The organism is Alkalihalobacillus sp. MEB130 (genome assembly GCF_032335535.1).
Taxonomy (GTDB): Bacteria; Bacillota; Bacilli; order Bacillales; family Bacillaceae_D; genus Halalkalibacter.
Window position 1 is genome coordinate 1 of record NZ_JAOANA010000041.1, and the last position, 16120, is coordinate 16120.

Genomic DNA, 16120 nt, shown 5'->3' on the forward strand with positions numbered 1-16120 from the left:
CCGCCTGCGGAAAGCGTGCCCCCCATCCCGGGAGCGGGTCGAAGCTCCTCAAGTCCGAAATAAACGAGCACTTTTTCAGTGGCTTCATCGAAGGCAAGGGTGAGACCCCACAGTGCGTAAGCACGAGAAGGCTCACCAGCCGCCCACGGAAAGCGAAGTATATTTCCGGAGCGATTACAAGCATTAACTATCGTAGCGTTCGGATTTCTCACCCAAAACTCTTTTGTCCCAGTCTCCTGGAACCTCTTTTGTCATTATTACAATTCAAACATCTCTTTTAGGTAATAATAAACTCCATCTTCATCACAAGTAAATTCTGTTACGTCAGCCGTAAGTTCTTTAATATGATTAGGTGCATTTTTCATTGCTACCGCATGGCTCACAAACTTTAACATTGGCACATCATTATCACTGTCACCAATCGCCATAATTTCAGCACTGGACAAATCAAAATGATCTAACATTTGTTTAATCCCTGTTGCTTTATTAACGTTAGCAACCATAACCTCAACATTATGAAGGGAAGAAATAGATGTTGAAAAGTCTATTTCCTTCTTTAACTCATCGAGTTCATGTTTCCACTCATTAATATGATTATGAGTACGCGCAAAGAAATAAAATTTAGAAAAAGCACTTCCTTCAATATGATCCTTCCACGCAATTTCTTCTTGTATTGCTTGCTTTCTCGAAAGCCACTCGTTTATGCCTACACTGTCAGGTTTTGGTTCTCTTATTTCATTTACAACATATTCTTGATCTTGTTTTAGTGTAATTCGGTTCGTATCATACGGGAATAACTCATAATACACTTTGAACTTTCTCGCCCTCTCAATGATCATTTCTACTAATTCAAGTGAAAGTGAATGTTCAAATATAACATCATTCCCGACATAACCAGCCATTCCGTTTGACGTAATAAACCCATCAACTTCAAATCCGTCAGGTACGACATTTTCAATCTCACCAAACGCTCTTCCTGTAGCTACAAAAACGAAGATCCCCTTGCTGCGTAACTCATCAATGATTTCTTTTGTTCGAACACTTACTAGATTTTTATGATTTAGGATCGTTCCATCCATATCTAGAAAGATCGCTTTTGGATTCAACTTCACAACGGTTCCCCCTAATAGTAAAAATAGGTCTATTTGGTAAGTATACACTTTGGAGTTTGGAGTCTCAATGCATACGACTTTACTACAAATAACCTATATACTTTATAAGGGTGGGTTTTACGATCGTATATGTTCCATCATTTCACCATATGCGTTCAGAAAAAGAGTCGGGTTCGGATCTTGTCCTTTCACTTTTGGTACGTGAAAATCTGAAAGAACAAAATAATGCTTTGGTTTCACTTCATGTCTAGCTAAAACATTCTTACAGCAAGCCAATATACAACCATCAATTGCAATAATATCTCTTCCAGATTTCGCCGTTTTCACTAATGGAAGAACATCCCCTCCAACACCTGCAATGCATGACATTTCCGCGACTTTGTCACGGTCCATTTTCAGAGCAATCATATTAGCTGTTTGAGCTGCAGAAGAACATCCAGAACAAGAATAAACAATTGGCAAGTCAGATCTTTTCACTTGTACTCCCCCTAATTAACAAAATCTACTTCTTTACTTTAGATAAGTTTGAACAACCTATCTATGAAAAAAGTCATAATATTCAAAACGAAACTTCTGTGCAGAATGAATTCTGTCGTAACAAGAGGTCTAGTGCTAATTCATACAAAAAAAAAAAACAGGAACGAATTCCTGTCTCTCATCATTATTTTTAATACACGTCACGTTGATAACGTTTTTCTTTTTGCATGGCCGTTACATATTCTTCTGCTTCTTCACGGCTCATATTTCCTTCTTTTTCAACAATGTCAATAAGCGTATCGTGCACATCTTTAGCCATATATTGCTTATCTCCACAAACGTAGAAGTATGCTCCTGCTTCTAACCAAGCAAATAACTCCTTGCTGTTTTCTTGCATTTTGTGTTGAACATATACCTTTTTATCGGTATCACGAGAAAAAGCTGTATCTAATTTAGTTAGAACCCCATCTTGTTGATATTTCTCTAATTCGTCTTGATAAAGAAAATCCGTAGAAGAGTGCTGGTCACCAAAGAACAACCATGTTTTCCCTTCACCACCTGTTACGGAACGTTCTTCAATAAAGGAACGAAACGGAGCAATTCCAGTACCCGGCCCAACCATAATAATGTCAATATCTGTAGACTCGGGTAAAAAGAAGTGTTTATTTGGTTGAACAAATAGTGGCAATGTCTCTCCTAAGTCGACACGTTCTGCACATTGTACAGAGCATACCCCTTCTCGTTTGCGACCGTGAGCTTCGTAGCGAACAGCACCAATGGTTAGATGTACTTCATCTGGATGTGCAGCTTGACTACTTGCGATAGAATATAATCTTGGTGGCATTTTTCTCAGAAGTGAGACAATGTCTTGAGCAGAAGCGTTCCAAGGTCCAAATTCACGGAGAAGATCAATCAAATCGCGCCCTTCCATATACTCCTTTAATCGATCTTTATTTTCTGGTAGAACAAGCTCTTTTATTTCTTCATTATCTGTTAATTCTGCAGCTTGTTGTACTATCTTTTTGTTTAATAAGGTAATTTCAAAAAATGTTGCTAGAGCTTCACCTAAAGGAAGAACTTCTCCCTTCTTGTTAATCGTTACATTTTCATTCGCATCCCAGTTCATTTCCGTCAAAAGAGTAGCAACTAAATCTGGATCATTCTCAGGAAAAATTCCAACACAATCGCCTGGTATATAGGATAGGTTTGAATCTTTTAACGATAACTCGATGTGTCGTGTTTCTTTTTTAGAACCTGACTTATTAAGGTTGACATTTTTTAGCACTTTCGCTTGAAAAGGATTTGTTCTAGAATATGCAACCGTCGTTTTCACATCATTATTTTGCACAATAGTTCACCTCTTAAAATTATGTAGTGTGACGTTCTTCCTTTATGTCATTATTACTTCTTCATTAAAATTACTATATCCTTTAATAAGAGCAATGAACAGAGAAAAATTCTTGTATATGCAAAGAACATTTACCCTTACTCTCCATTTTAACTTTAATTGGCATCTTCTCACCTTTTCAAGTTTTTTGCTTATAACTTCTTATTTATTACGATTTCTCACTTGCTGTAATGATAAGTCCGAGTTACACTATTATTTGTTTTATAAAGTGTGAAAGTTCGACCCATATAGGTTTTGCCAAGGAGGCACGAAAGATGAACGTCATTGAAGTTCAAAATTTAAGAAAAGAATTTAAATCGTATTCAAGTCGCTCAGGTTTAGCTGGTGCATTTCGTGACTTGTTCACGAGAAATTATAAAGTGCTCGCAGCAGTTGATAACATTTCCTTAACTATTAAGCAAGGTGAAATGGTCGGATACATCGGTGAGAACGGGGCAGGCAAATCAACAACCATTAAAATGTTAACCGGAATCCTGACACCAACATCTGGATCTATTGTCGTAAATGGAATGAACCCACACAAAGAACGAGAACAATTCGTCCGTTCTATTGGCGTCGTTTTCGGACAACGATCTCAGTTATGGTGGGATATTGCCGTACAAGAATCATTCCGCCTCTTAAAAAAAGTATATCGCGTTTCTGATGAAGATTATAACAATCATATGACCCATGTTATTAAGACATTGGAAATTGGTCCTTTGTTAGATAAACCCGTACGTAAGCTTTCCTTAGGGCAACGGATGCGTTGCGAATTAGCAGCTGCTTTGATCCATAATCCTCCTCTTCTCTTTTTAGACGAACCTACAATTGGACTAGACGTACTAGTTAAATTAAAAATCCGTGAATTCTTAAAAGAGATTAATAAGCAATATAAAACAACGATACTTCTTACTACTCATGATTTAACCGATATTGAGGCTCTATGTGAGCGCGTTGTTTTATTAGATGAAGGAAAGATTGTCTACGATGGGAAGCTACAGCAATTGCAGTCTAATGCCGTTGAAGGTAAGCAAGTAGAGTTTGAATTTCTGACAGAAGTTCTCGCTGCCACTCTTCCTACTATACCAAAGGTTCAGTGGGAACAAAAGGATGCTACAACTTGGCTAGCACTTGTTAACGGCGATGAGCAGTCTGTATCTGAACTAATTAGTAACGTCGTACAAAAGAATCCAATAAAGAATGTTCGAATCAATGAAATCTCTACCGAAGAAATCATTAGAAAGATTTATGAAGAAGGAATGGCAATCTCATGAGTCAGTATATTGAAATGATACGAGTTCGCTTTCTCATGATGCTCGCTTATCGGACAAACTACTACAGTGGAATCTTAATTTATAGCATTAATATTGGTGCTTACTATTTTTTGTGGACAGCCATTTATGGTGGACAAGAAGAAATTCAAGGGTTATCAGTTCTTCAAATGACTACCTATGTCGCGGTTGCTTGGATGGCTAGAGCTTTTTATTTTAATAATATTGACCGGGAAATTGCCAATGAAATAAAAGATGGGAAAGTAGCCATTGAAATGATTCGCCCATACAATTATTTAGGCATGAAAACGATGCAAGGATTAGGGGAAGGAATATTCCGGTTGTTGTTTTTCTCGGTTCCAGGAATGGTGATTGTTGCTCTTATTTTTCCTATTACTTTTTCAGCTAGTTTGACGACATGGGTATTATTTTTCATCTCACTAGTTTTTAGTTTTATTGTTAATACACAAATTAACTTACTTACGGGAATTATGACCTTTTTCTTATTTAACAACTCTGGTTTAATTCGAGCGAAACGTGTTGTGATTGATTTGTTTTCAGGACTTTTACTACCCATCTCGTTTTATCCGCTTTGGGCTCAATCAGTGATGATGTATTTGCCGTTTCAAGCCATCAGCTATATTCCTAGTATGATCTTTACCGAAGGATTCGTTGGAAGCGAGATTTATACAGCTGTATTGTTACAAGCAGTTTGGGCATTAATCCTACTTATTCCGATTCAACTTTTATGGTCTTTAGCAAAAAAACAGTTAATTGTGCAGGGGGGCTAATATGTTTTACATTTCTATTTTCTTTCAATATGCCTCTCAATACTTAAAAACTAGATTAACGTATCGAGTAGATACCATCGTTGAAATTTTCTCTGACTTGTTGTTTCAAGCCGTAAACTTAATTTTTATATTAGTAGTTTTTGGCCACACCACTTTTTTAAGTGGATGGAATCGTGAAGAAATTATCTTTATTTATGGATTTTTCCTCGTTCCATATGCGCTATTCACTTCCTTTTTTAATATTTGGGATTTTAATGAACGCTACATTGTTAAAGGCGAGATGGACAGAGTGCTTACAAGACCGATTCATAGTCTTTTTCAAATCATTATGGAGCGAATGGAATTAGAATCCCTATTCGGTGTGATCACCGGTGTAGCTATTATGTTTTATGCTGGGTCGATTTTAGGATTAACGTTCGCTTGGTACGATCTCTTTATTTTTATTGCAATGGTTATTGGTGGGGCTTTTATCTATGCGGGGATATTTATTTCACTTGCTAGCATTGGATTTTGGTCAGATAGCCGAACTGATATTATGCCAATGATGTACAATATAGGAAATTACGGGCGTTATCCTGTTGATATCTATCACAATGTCATTCGTTTTGTTTTAACATGGATTTTGCCTTTTGCTTTTGTTGGTGTCTATCCTGCTGCTTATTTCTTACAACGAGAAGAGTGGTATTGGTATGCCTTTTTGACACCTGTAATGGGCTTAATCTTCTTGTCACTATCAGTTTTTTTGTGGAATGCAGGAGTGAAGAAGTACCGCGGAGCAGGGAATTAACTATTTACTTGAAGCCACTTTTTTTAGGATTGAAAGTGGCTTTTTTATATTCTTGCTATGATCCAATTCGAGCAATTATCATTAATAAAAGCCTTTGATCACCTACTCTACTGATCAAAGGCTCCCTACAATACAATTAGTTTAGTTAATCCCTCTTTTCTTCCATCCACCTCTTCGTTAAATCATTATCAATATCAAACTGATCTAATGTTCTAGAAACTATATGATTCACGATATCGTCAAGTGTTTTGGGATGGTTATAAAAGGCTGGAACAGGAGGAATTATGACTGCACCCATTTTTGTTAAAGCTAACATATTTTCTAGATGAATTTCATTTAATGGGGCTTCTCGTGGTAGCAAAACAAGCTTTCTTCTTTCTTTTAAAATAACATCTGCCGCTCTACCTAGAAGCCCTTCTGATATTCCAGCCCTAATTGTCCCTAGCGTTTTCATACTGCAAGGGGCCACGATCATCCCGTCCACTCGAAACGATCCGCTGGAAATGGAAGCGGCTTGATTCATGGAACTATGTACAACAGATGCCAATCCCTTCACTTGATCAACAGTATATTCAGTCTCTAATCGTATGGTCGTTTCCGCCCACTTCGACATCACTAAATGTGTCTCAACATGATAAGCCCGAAGTGCCTCTAACATTCTGATTCCAAAAATGGCACCAGAAGCTCCGGATATTCCTACAATGATTCTTTTCATCCTACATCTCCCTAAAACAAAATCACCTCTAGAACGGTTTTTAAAAGCCACTCTATTATGTATTATAACTAATGTTCCATTCATAATCATTGTATTAAAAAAGTTCCAAAGCCTCAATAAATTAAACTGAAGCTAAGGAACTGTGGATTAAAACGTATGAGCTGCATCCTTTGCACGAGCAATCGCGTTTTCTTTAATCTCGTTAGCTTTGTCTGGCATCGCGTTATGTCCTTCTACAAACAACCCTTCAAATGAAGGAACCCCAAAAAATTGCATAATAATATCTAAATAACGATGGCCCATTTCCATTTGCGCAGCGGGACCTTCTGAATAAATGCCCCCACGCGCTTGAATATGTATCGCTTTTTTATCCGTTAAAAGTCCCACTGGACCTTGTTCTGTATACTTAAATGTTTTTCCTGCCACAGCTACTGAATCAATATATGCTTTTAACACTGGTGGAAATGAAAAATTCCATAAAGGAGAAACAAAAACATACTTATCTGCTGCGATAAATTGCTCACAAAGCTCAGAAAGTCGTCCTACTTTAGCTTTTTCCTCAGCATAAAGTTCAGTGAATTCTTGTCCTGAACGAAGTTTGCCCCATCCATTAAACACATCAACATCAAGCTCTGGAATTTCTTCTTTATAAAGGTCTACATGGACAATTTCATCTTCTGGATGTGCTTCCTTGTATGAATCAATAAATGCTTTACCTACCGCCATACTGTATGACTGAGTATCATCATGAGGGTGGGCTGTAATATATAATACTTTTGACATGATTCTCTTCCTCTCTTGAATGGGATTCGTGGCTAGTTTTAGCCAAAAAGCTCCATTTCATTCCCTCACTATTACTTTTTGCGGCAAAAAAGAGCTGCCTCGAAAAAACGAGACAGCCTGGCATATGCTATTCTTTATTATCACTACTAAACGGATTTCCACTAATGTTTGCTCTCATCTCATCCGTTAATATAAATGGCTTGTCTAAAGTCTCACTGGAAGTTGATTCAGTTTGTAAGCTTCCATCATAGTGATTAGGCTTCATTTCCATATGTATGTTCACCTCCCTCTCTTTAGTATTATATACCTATATTTTACTAATTATTTGTTCCTACGGGAAGGATCATTTTAAAAATTTAAAAAATAACACCGACAGTACTTAGGAGTAAGTCGATGTAACACATACTAGGAAAGGTACTTCTACTTCTCTTCCCTTTCTAATTCCCATTTAGCTACTTCTTCTCGAACTTTTGGAGCCACTTCAGTTCCTAGCAATTCAATGGCTTTCATCACATCGTCATGAGGCATCGTGCCCACAGGGACATGCAACATAAAACGAGTAATGCCGACATTTTTTCGAAGATGAATAATTTTTTCAGCAACCGTATTTGAATCACCAACATATAATGCTCCTTCAAAACTACGTGCCGCATCAAAGCTTGACCTGTCATAAGGTCCCCAGCCGCGCTCTCGTCCTAATTTATTCATCACTTGCTGAGTTGAAGGGAAAAACTTATTTGCAGCCAATTCAGTTGTTTCAGCAATAAACCCATGCGAGTGTGATGCAACTGTGTGCTTCGCTGGATCATGCCCAGCATGCGTGGCAGCTTTCTTATATAGTTGCACAAGGGGCTCAAACTGCACCGGGCGTCCCCCAATAATCGCAAGTACAAGCGGCAAGCCAAGTAATCCTGCGCGTACAACCGATTCAGAGTTTCCCCCACTGCCAATCCAAACCGGCAAAGGATCCTGTACAGGACGAGGGTACACACCTAAATTGTTGATAGCTGCACGGTGATTTCCTTTCCAAGTCACTTTTTCAGACTCCCTAATTTTTAACAATAAGTCTAATTTTTCTTCGAACAGCTCATTGTAGTCTTGTAACTCATAACCAAACAGCGGAAATGACTCAATAAATGAACCACGTCCAGCCATTATTTCTGCACGCCCATTCGAGATCCCATCAAGTGTGGAAAAATCTTGAAACACTCGTACAGGATCAGCCGAAGATAACACAGTAACAGCACTGGTTAACCGAATCCGTTTCGTTTGTGGCGCTGCAGCCGATAGTATCAATGCTGGATTAGAAGCAGCAAAGTCTTCTCGATGATGCTCCCCCACTCCAAAGACATCTAATCCAACTTGGTCAGCTAACACAATTTCCTCGACTACTTCACGAATTCGTTGTGCATGACTGATGACTTCTCCCGTTTCGACATCCGGTGTTGTTTCTACAAAAGTACTTAATCCTATTTCCATCAAAAAGTCCTCCTTATGTATTCTCTACCTATGACTTATGAGTCATTTCCCACCTTCTTAACATGATATAACGAAACTGCGCCGTTTGCGCTAATTTACAATCAACGCCTCCTCTTTCATATGGCACATCAATACTGATCTCATTGTTAAAATAAATGGTCGATAGCTTTGGTCCTAATGCGCGAATTTTACTAACGTGATAATGAGATACCCAGTGGCACCAATTATTATGTGGGGACTCTAACGGAAAAAAGAAGATCCTATTAGCTTCACTAATACAGATAGGAATTTTAGAAAGATCACCTGTTATTTTCTCGGATGCATCTAACCTACCATGAAAGCTAGAACCATAGTAAAAACAAGAATCATCCACTACCGTTAACGGACTCTTCTTGACTAGATAGCTCGTATATTCTTCTGTAACAAAGGAATGCAACTGACCAAATTCATCAAACGTCGGTTCAATCAGCATTGTACCTTTATTGATAAGATACTCATTTACTATTTTCATTACAGACACACTCCTCATGTAAAAAAGGGACAGAGCTACAATAACCGTTATTCAAAAGTTGATCCTCCGCGTTCCTTTCTTATCTAGTATTTATACTTAAGTTCAAAGCCAAATTCTTTCTTTTTTTCATAGAGCATTCTCTGTATACCACCTATTATGTACCTCTCAATTGAATTGGCCTCCTAAACAAGCATAGTAGGGTTTAAACATTTACTGAATGTGTAGCAAAATAGACTTGCAAATAGAGCAAGTCTTTTGGACCATCCAAAAATCAAAAAGTGACTATAGTCCTGATTCATATTCAGTATACAATAATTGACATTTTCCGTGCAATTGATATTTACTTCAAGCAAAAATATATATTGATAGATTTGTTATCAATACAACAAAAAGCCCCCTGCTTACGAACCGGAGGCAGGGAAACAGCTATTATCGAATCCAACTAGTGATCTCGTCAATCGTGATATGAGCAACTACTTCGTATCCATTCCCTTGTCCATGAGGTCTCACAATGACTGTTCCCATATTTGGAATTGAACCCAGTCCAACAAAAGGGGGAAAACTATGACCGATGATAACCTTATTTGTACCTGGATGTGGTGGGGTTTCTAACAAAGACTGGAGATTACTTAAGATCCTATTTTGTTCTGTTTGATTCAAGGCACCGCTCAGACGATAAATATCAAGTAAGAACGGTTCGATTTGAACAGAATGCTCTCCGAAAGCTAACATAGCAGTTTCTCTCGTTCTACAAAAAGGACTTGTAACAACAGGCACCATTATTGGAATCCCCATATTTCGAAGCGCCTCTCCGTAAGCTACCGCCTGTTGTCTCCCCCTTATAGACAGATTTCTTTGAGTTGAACAATCAAAAATATTCGAGTTAGGTACATCTTCTCCAGCAGTAGCTTCCCCATGTCTAGAATAAAGGATATATCCTCCTTCTTGAAGCAACTCCCGGATTGAGGGTTGTGCCCCCATTTGTACAGGGGAGTGAGTTAGACTAACATAAGGCTGGTACATATACTCATCTCCTTTCATTTAGGATTACGGTATGTTACTTGCCTATATATAGTGTCTTGTCTTTTACAAATCACACAAAAAAAGCCCCTTAAAAGGAGCTTTTTGACTTACGAATTTACTTTCAATACGGATTTTTTCACTTCAAAATAACTCAGTAAATAGACACTAAGTCCACCGGAAATAAAAGCTAGTACACTGATAAAAAATAAAAATAGATCGCCTGACAACCCTGGATAAATAACGACAATGGATCCGAGAATGAACCCAATCATTAAAGCATAAGTCGCAATTTGAAATCGTTTAAACAACAGTGAAATAAGTCGACTTGTAATTACTAATCCAAGAGCAATTCCAGAACCAACGGTAATAATAACTGGTAAGTTAAATGTTGATAAAGCATTGACAACAGTTGGATAAACACCAAAAAGTAAAAAGACAAACGATCCACTGATTCCTGGCAAAATCATAGCAGAACTAGCTATCCAGCCAGCAAAAAATAACAAAGCATAATCACTCCAAACTAACTCACTCATCACTGTCGCTAGTTCATTGTCTTTTACAAAGAACGTTGCCCCAACCATAATTGCACCAAGAGACAGCAATCCATAATGGACTGGCTTGAACGCTTGCTTATAATTTATATCTCTTAGCAGAGTCGGTATAATTCCGATTATTAAACCTAGAAAAAAGAAAAACGTAGGTTGGGGATATTCAGCTAACAACCATTCAATTAAATGACTGAAAGTTAGTAAGGCAATCACAATCCCTATGCCTAGCGGTATTAAAAACATAACATGTTGCTTCCACTGCTTTGAAAACAGACCGTTAATTGAAGCTAATAGCGATTGATAAATTCCAAGCACTAAAGCGATAGTTCCTCCACTTACTCCAGGAATTAAATCACTAATCCCCATAGTCATTCCTTTTAAAATATTATTCCATTGAAACAACGGCTTTCTTCTCCTTTTTAAAACGTTATTTTAACAACTGCACCTTCAAAAAAGACCTCTCCCCTATGAAGAAAGGCCTTTCGAGCATACAATCTTGATAGCAATACCTTTTTTCTTTAATAAAAATACATTGAGATAATCATAAATGAAATTGCAGCTATCGACAAGATTTTTTATGTTTTTCCTACATTTCCCACAAAATCTACAAATAATTCACTTACTTAAACCAGCCTTTCTCCTTAAAACGCGAGATTGCCTCAATTCGATTACCAACTTCTAGTTTATCTAGGATAATCGAAATATAATTTCGAACGGTACCATTCGTTAAAGATAATTCTTTTGCAATTTCATTGGTGCTTTTTCCTTCTGCAATCAATTCCATTACTTGTTTTTCACGATTCGTCAGTGGATTTTTATCTTCAAATGCGAGATCAATTAATTCTGGAGCATACATGCGTCTGCCATCCATGATTACACGAATCGAATTGGCTAATTCTTCACTAGGACTATCCTTTAGCAAATACCCACTTACCTCTGCATTTCTCGCACGTTCAAAATATCCAGCTCGAGCAAACGTTGTGAGAATAATAACTTTGCATGGTTGGTCTCTCAATTCTTCTGCCGCATCAAGGCCACTTTTTATTGGCATTTCAATGTCCATAATACAGATATCTGGTTGATGCTGTTTGACTAAAGCAAGCGCTTCTTCTCCGTTCCTTGCCGTTCCAACTACTTCCATATCCTCTTCTAAATCAAGTAACGAACTAAGAGCCCCTAATAACATACGTTGATCTTCCGCAATCACAATACGAATCATCTTCATTCCCCCCTACTCGTTTGCTTAATGATCTTTTGTACTCTAATGTCAAGAGTCGTTCCTTCTGAAAAGAGGATGTCTAAACTTCCATTGACAAACTCTAATCGTTCCCTCATGCCACGAATACCATTTCCATGAAATGAACCCGTATCATCAGAACCTATTCCGTTGTCTTGCACAAGAAGTTGTAATTCATCTGAAGATTCCTGAATAAATACTTTACAAGAAGTAGCCTTGCTATGCTTAACGACATTTGTAATCGCCTCTTTTAAACACATACTAATAACATTTTCAACAAGTAGAGGTGTATTGGAAAGCATGGCACTGCCTTCTATTTCTAAATCAATTTTGGCTGCTTTTAAAATTTGTTCAATATGAATGAGCTCATCTTCTAATTTAGCACCGCGCATATCAGAAACCATCTCACGTACTTCTTTTAAGGCTGTTCTAGCTGTTTGGTTTATATCTAGTAGTTCAACTTTAGCAGATTCAGGATTGATTTCTATTAATTTTCTAGCTAGATCACTTTTTAATCCGATTAGTGATAATTTTTGACCGAGCGTGTCATGTAAATCTCGCGCAATACGCTGACGTTCCTCTATCACCATTAGCTCAGAGATCTTTTTGTTTGCATCTTCCAATTGACCTTCTAATTTCTCTCGTTTGTTTCGGTGATATGTCGTTATAGGAAGAAGGATGACGCCGATAACAGAGATAATAATAAACGGGAATTGTGCAAAAAATAGGTCGTTTTGTGTAAAGAAACTAAAACAGACTGCCATAATCGTGGTTATTAAATGAACAATATATAACACGATAAATCCAATTTTACTTTGTATATTTCCAATGAAGAAAGCTAGAAAAAGCGCAAAATAAACGTATCCATAAAACAACGTCATCCCAATGCTAATCGTCATCTTAAGTGAAACCCATAAATACACGAGCCACCCATCCTTTATAAACGATAAACGGTATGCAAGGAAAAAAATTAATATCATAATAAACCCAAAAATAGTTTCCAAAGCAGTAGATAAACGAAAAATAAAATAAAAAGGCAGTAGACAAAAAATAATCCATATATATATGCTAAGTCCCGTGTTTTTCGGGAATATATTATACCAGTTTTGCATAAGTGTCCTCCTTTCTTCCTCAGTAGAATAGCTGTATTTTATCATACAATCCTATGATTTTCTTCGCGCAGCTTTATGTACAACTGCAACGAAAAGCCCTCCAATGATCATATTGAACGGCTTTTCGTTTTTTTATTTATTTTTCTTGCAAACTCGTTTGCCTTGGCTTTAACGAGACATTTGATGTTGGCTTAGCCAGAAGATGCTTTACCTGTTTAAAACTAACGAATGTTCTACTATTTTGATCATAAAGACGAAAACGAATAGATTGTAGACTAGATCCCACCGTAATGGTTGTTGCCTGTTGTAATGGAGGTGTGCTTTCGTGTACTTTTTCCAAATTATAATTAGGAACTCTTGGACTTAAGTGATGAACATGATGAAAGCCAATATTTCCAGTTACCCATTGAAGTACTTTTGGAAGCTTATAATATGAGCTACCGTCAATAGCTGCTTTAACATAGTCCCAATCTTGTTCATCTTCAAAATAAGAATCTTCAAATTGGTGCTGAACATAAAACAACCAAATTCCTAGCGCTCCTGCAACAAAAAGAATTGGTGCTTGTATAATAAGAAAAGCTTGCCAGCCAATTATGAATATGAGTAATGCGACTATGGCAACAATTGATATATTGATAAGATACGTATTCCAACGTTCTTTTTTTCTTGCATCTTTACGATTAAACCGATTGGTTATGAAAAACAAGTAAATTGGACCAAGCCCAAACATAACGAGTGGGTTACGATATAATCGATAAGACCATCTTTCTTTAAATGAAGCAGACACGTACTCATCAACCGTCATAATCCACACATCACCCGTACCACGTTTATCGAGATTTCCACTTGTTGCATGATGAATGGAATGCTCCCGCTTCCACTTTTCATATGGGAACATAGTAATAATTCCTGTTATTGTACCGAGAAGGCTATTCGCTTTTTTATTTTTGAAAAAAGAACCATGACAACAATCATGAAAGATGATAAAAATTCGAACGACAAACCCTGCTGCGATCGTGGCCAATGCAAAGGTTAACCAGATTGAAACTGACAAACTCTGATATGCCAAAAACCATAGGATAAAAAACGGCGGAATGGTATTCACTATTTGTTTAATGCTTGATTTCACATCTGATTGTTCGAATGGTGCAATGCTTTTTCTAAGTTGAGCTAATTTTTGTTTTGGATTATTCATAGTATCCTCCTTGGATCAAGGTTCTTTTATTCTAATGGAGAACGAATTACCTCTATATCATAAAAGAGATGGATCCATAAAAGAAGTCATGAACGTCAAGAGACAAGCATGACATTTGTCATATAAGAGGATGTAAGGGTAAGTGTAGATATGATATACTAGGCAAACAAAATGAATATAACTACTGGAGGTAACATGCTAACATTTGAAGAAAAACTTACTATAATCACAGAAAACTTTCCTGAATTAGAAAGAAAGGATGTTTCCTTAGGAAGAGTGAACTTTCACTATCCTGACAGTTCTTATGAACACAAAAATGTAGTGTACCACTTACATCCTAACGGAAACGGTTTTGTGTATGCTGGAAAAATGACAGGTTATGATACCAATGATAAAGGGATGGTCAATATCCGAGATTTTACTAGGAAGGCGCTTCTATCGACAATTAGAAAGTCCATCCTATCTCTCACGCCGAAAGAAAGCGAACAAGAGATGGAAACCGAAGAAGAAGTGTGGATGAATGCTAACACTGTGACACTTACCTTGTTAAAAGAAGGAGATATGTATAACGTCTATGCTGATGAGAGTTTAGATGGGACATTTCATTCGTACAAACAAGCGATTAACTACTTAGAAGAAGAAGGGTTTTCACGAATTTAACCGGTCGTGGTTCATGATTCTTTTTGGAACTGGTTTTTCCATACAAAAAAGGACTCTTTACAGAGTCCTTTTTCAAAAAAATTATGCTTTGTTAACGTTAACCGCTTGTGGTCCACGTTGACCTTGCTCTACGTCAAACGTTACTGCTTGTCCTTCGTCTAAAGACTTAAATCCTTCGCCTTGGATAGCTGAGAAATGTACGAATACATCATCTCCACCTTCAACTTCGATGAAACCGAAACCTTTTTCTGCGTTAAACCATTTTACTGTACCTTGTTGCATGTTTGTTTCCTCCTATGTGGATGATCCACAATTTATTACTATTATTGCTCAAATTTAGATATCAAAGGCGAAAAGTTTAAACACTTATTCTTTCCTGACACATCGAACAAAAATAATTCTAGCTAAGCGTAACAGATAAAGAACAGAAATGCAAATGGGATCTTTATTTTTTTACTAATTCACTGGATAAATACCATGTTTTCTCAATATTTTCATGGTATTCCCTCTCTAAAAATTAGGAGCACCTCCCCCATCTTGAAGGCCCATGCTCCTATCAACTATCCTACATTTACAAAAATCGAATCATTTTCGACCTCTACTTCATATGTTTTCACACAGCCAACATCAGGCTCTTGTACTTGACCATCATGTACATTGATTTTCCAATCATGAAGGGGGCAAAAAACATGCTCACCACTGACAATCCCTTCCGACAAAGGTCCTCCTTTATGAGGACAGCTGTTTTGAATAGCTTTTACAGATCCATCTTTCTGTTTGAAAAGAGCTATCTCTTCCCCGTTCACTTTCACTCTTTGGCCAATTCCTACGGATAAGTTTGACAACATAGCTACTGCCACCTTATCTATCTCTATTTTACCCATGCTCTCTTCCCCTCCAATTATGAAAGTACTTGAACTTCTTTCTTTTTAAATTCTTGTTGTAGTTCTTCGTTTTCGACGATTTCTTTCCAAGGATCTTTTCCGGTCGATAACGCTACGTCCATTCTCTCAATAAGGGCTTTGCGGCCTT

Annotated in this window: 19 protein-coding genes; 4 read left to right on the forward strand and 15 right to left on the reverse strand. The window is 37.3% G+C overall.

Features of this window, described 5'->3' with window-relative positions:
* Positions 1-257: 257 nt before the first annotated feature.
* The 3 genes from N0O92_RS22785 to N0O92_RS22795 form a co-directional block, all read right to left on the reverse strand.
* A complete protein-coding gene (locus N0O92_RS22785; RefSeq protein ID WP_315617286.1) occupies positions 258-1112 on the reverse strand; it encodes an HAD family hydrolase in 855 nt (284 codons plus the stop codon).
* A gap of 117 nt (positions 1113-1229) precedes the next feature.
* On the reverse strand, positions 1230-1589 hold the full coding sequence (locus N0O92_RS22790) for a putative zinc-binding protein (RefSeq protein ID WP_315617288.1): 360 nt from the start codon (positions 1587-1589) through the stop codon (positions 1230-1232).
* Between the two features lie 190 nt (positions 1590-1779).
* Positions 1780-2937 (reverse strand): sulfite reductase subunit alpha, encoded by a 1158-nt coding sequence (locus tag N0O92_RS22795; protein ID WP_315617290.1) that lies wholly within the window; start codon positions 2935-2937, stop codon positions 1780-1782.
* Positions 2938-3251: 314 nt separating this feature from the next.
* Here N0O92_RS22795 and N0O92_RS22800 point away from each other — a divergent pair, with 314 nt between their 5' ends.
* Genes N0O92_RS22800 through N0O92_RS22810 form a run of 3 tightly spaced genes read left to right on the forward strand, consistent with a single transcriptional unit; the run spans position 3252 to position 5825 of the window.
* The gene (locus N0O92_RS22800) at positions 3252-4250 is read left to right on the forward strand and encodes an ABC transporter ATP-binding protein (protein ID WP_315617292.1); all 999 of its coding nucleotides are present in this window, start codon (positions 3252-3254) and stop codon (positions 4248-4250) included.
* Positions 4247-5038: an ABC transporter permease gene (locus tag N0O92_RS22805; protein ID WP_315617294.1), complete on the forward strand. Its 792-nt coding sequence runs from the start codon at positions 4247-4249 to the stop codon at positions 5036-5038. The genes N0O92_RS22800 and N0O92_RS22805 overlap by 4 nt, the downstream gene beginning before the upstream one ends.
* Before the next feature lies 1 nt (position 5039).
* Positions 5040-5825 (forward strand): ABC transporter permease, encoded by a 786-nt coding sequence (locus N0O92_RS22810; protein WP_315617296.1) that lies wholly within the window; start codon positions 5040-5042, stop codon positions 5823-5825.
* A gap of 145 nt (positions 5826-5970) precedes the next feature.
* Here N0O92_RS22810 and N0O92_RS22815 read toward each other — a convergent pair whose 3' ends face one another.
* The 10 genes from N0O92_RS22815 to desA all read right to left on the reverse strand — a co-directional run bounded on the left by N0O92_RS22815 (position 5971) and on the right by desA (position 14428).
* Positions 5971-6540, reverse strand: coding sequence for a UbiX family flavin prenyltransferase (locus tag N0O92_RS22815; protein ID WP_315617298.1), 570 nt, complete (start codon positions 6538-6540; stop codon positions 5971-5973).
* Positions 6541-6687: 147 nt separating this feature from the next.
* A complete protein-coding gene (locus N0O92_RS22820) occupies positions 6688-7323 on the reverse strand; it encodes an FMN-dependent NADH-azoreductase (protein WP_315617300.1) in 636 nt (211 codons plus the stop codon).
* A gap of 127 nt (positions 7324-7450) precedes the next feature.
* Positions 7451-7594, reverse strand: a complete 144-nt coding sequence (locus N0O92_RS22825; protein WP_315617302.1) for a hypothetical protein — start codon at positions 7592-7594, stop codon at positions 7451-7453.
* Between the two features lie 149 nt (positions 7595-7743).
* Positions 7744-8802 (reverse strand): LLM class flavin-dependent oxidoreductase, encoded by a 1059-nt coding sequence (locus N0O92_RS22830; protein WP_315617304.1) that lies wholly within the window; start codon positions 8800-8802, stop codon positions 7744-7746.
* A gap of 28 nt (positions 8803-8830) precedes the next feature.
* Positions 8831-9313 (reverse strand): competence protein ComK, encoded by a 483-nt coding sequence (locus tag N0O92_RS22835; RefSeq protein WP_315617306.1) that lies wholly within the window; start codon positions 9311-9313, stop codon positions 8831-8833.
* A gap of 429 nt (positions 9314-9742) precedes the next feature.
* The gene (locus N0O92_RS22840; protein ID WP_315617308.1) at positions 9743-10336 is read right to left on the reverse strand and encodes a histidine phosphatase family protein; all 594 of its coding nucleotides are present in this window, start codon (positions 10334-10336) and stop codon (positions 9743-9745) included.
* Between the two features lie 107 nt (positions 10337-10443).
* On the reverse strand, positions 10444-11256 hold the full coding sequence (locus tag N0O92_RS22845; RefSeq protein ID WP_396334575.1) for a DUF368 domain-containing protein: 813 nt from the start codon (positions 11254-11256) through the stop codon (positions 10444-10446).
* A 247-nt stretch (positions 11257-11503) separates the two neighbouring features.
* Entirely contained in the window at positions 11504-12103 is a 600-nt protein-coding gene (locus N0O92_RS22850; RefSeq protein WP_315617312.1) for a response regulator transcription factor, read from the reverse strand.
* A 2-nt stretch (positions 12104-12105) separates the two neighbouring features.
* Entirely contained in the window at positions 12106-13233 is a 1128-nt protein-coding gene (locus N0O92_RS22855) for a sensor histidine kinase (RefSeq protein ID WP_315617314.1), read from the reverse strand.
* 136 nt (positions 13234-13369) lie between these two features.
* Positions 13370-14428, reverse strand: a complete 1059-nt coding sequence (gene desA, locus N0O92_RS22860; RefSeq protein ID WP_315617316.1) for a Delta(5) desaturase DesA — start codon at positions 14426-14428, stop codon at positions 13370-13372.
* Between the two features lie 195 nt (positions 14429-14623).
* Between desA and N0O92_RS22865 the strand changes: the two genes are divergently transcribed.
* Positions 14624-15088 (forward strand): hypothetical protein, encoded by a 465-nt coding sequence (locus tag N0O92_RS22865; protein WP_315617318.1) that lies wholly within the window; start codon positions 14624-14626, stop codon positions 15086-15088.
* Between the two features lie 81 nt (positions 15089-15169).
* On the opposite strand, the gene N0O92_RS22870 is transcribed toward N0O92_RS22865, so the two are convergent.
* Positions 15170-15370, reverse strand: coding sequence for a cold-shock protein (locus N0O92_RS22870; RefSeq protein ID WP_250098647.1), 201 nt, complete (start codon positions 15368-15370; stop codon positions 15170-15172).
* A gap of 278 nt (positions 15371-15648) precedes the next feature.
* Positions 15649-15972 carry a nitrite reductase small subunit NirD gene (gene nirD, locus N0O92_RS22875; RefSeq protein ID WP_315617321.1) on the reverse strand — a complete coding sequence of 108 codons (324 nt, stop codon included), beginning with the start codon at positions 15970-15972 and terminating at the stop codon, positions 15649-15651.
* Between the last annotated feature and the right edge of the window lie 148 nt (positions 15973-16120).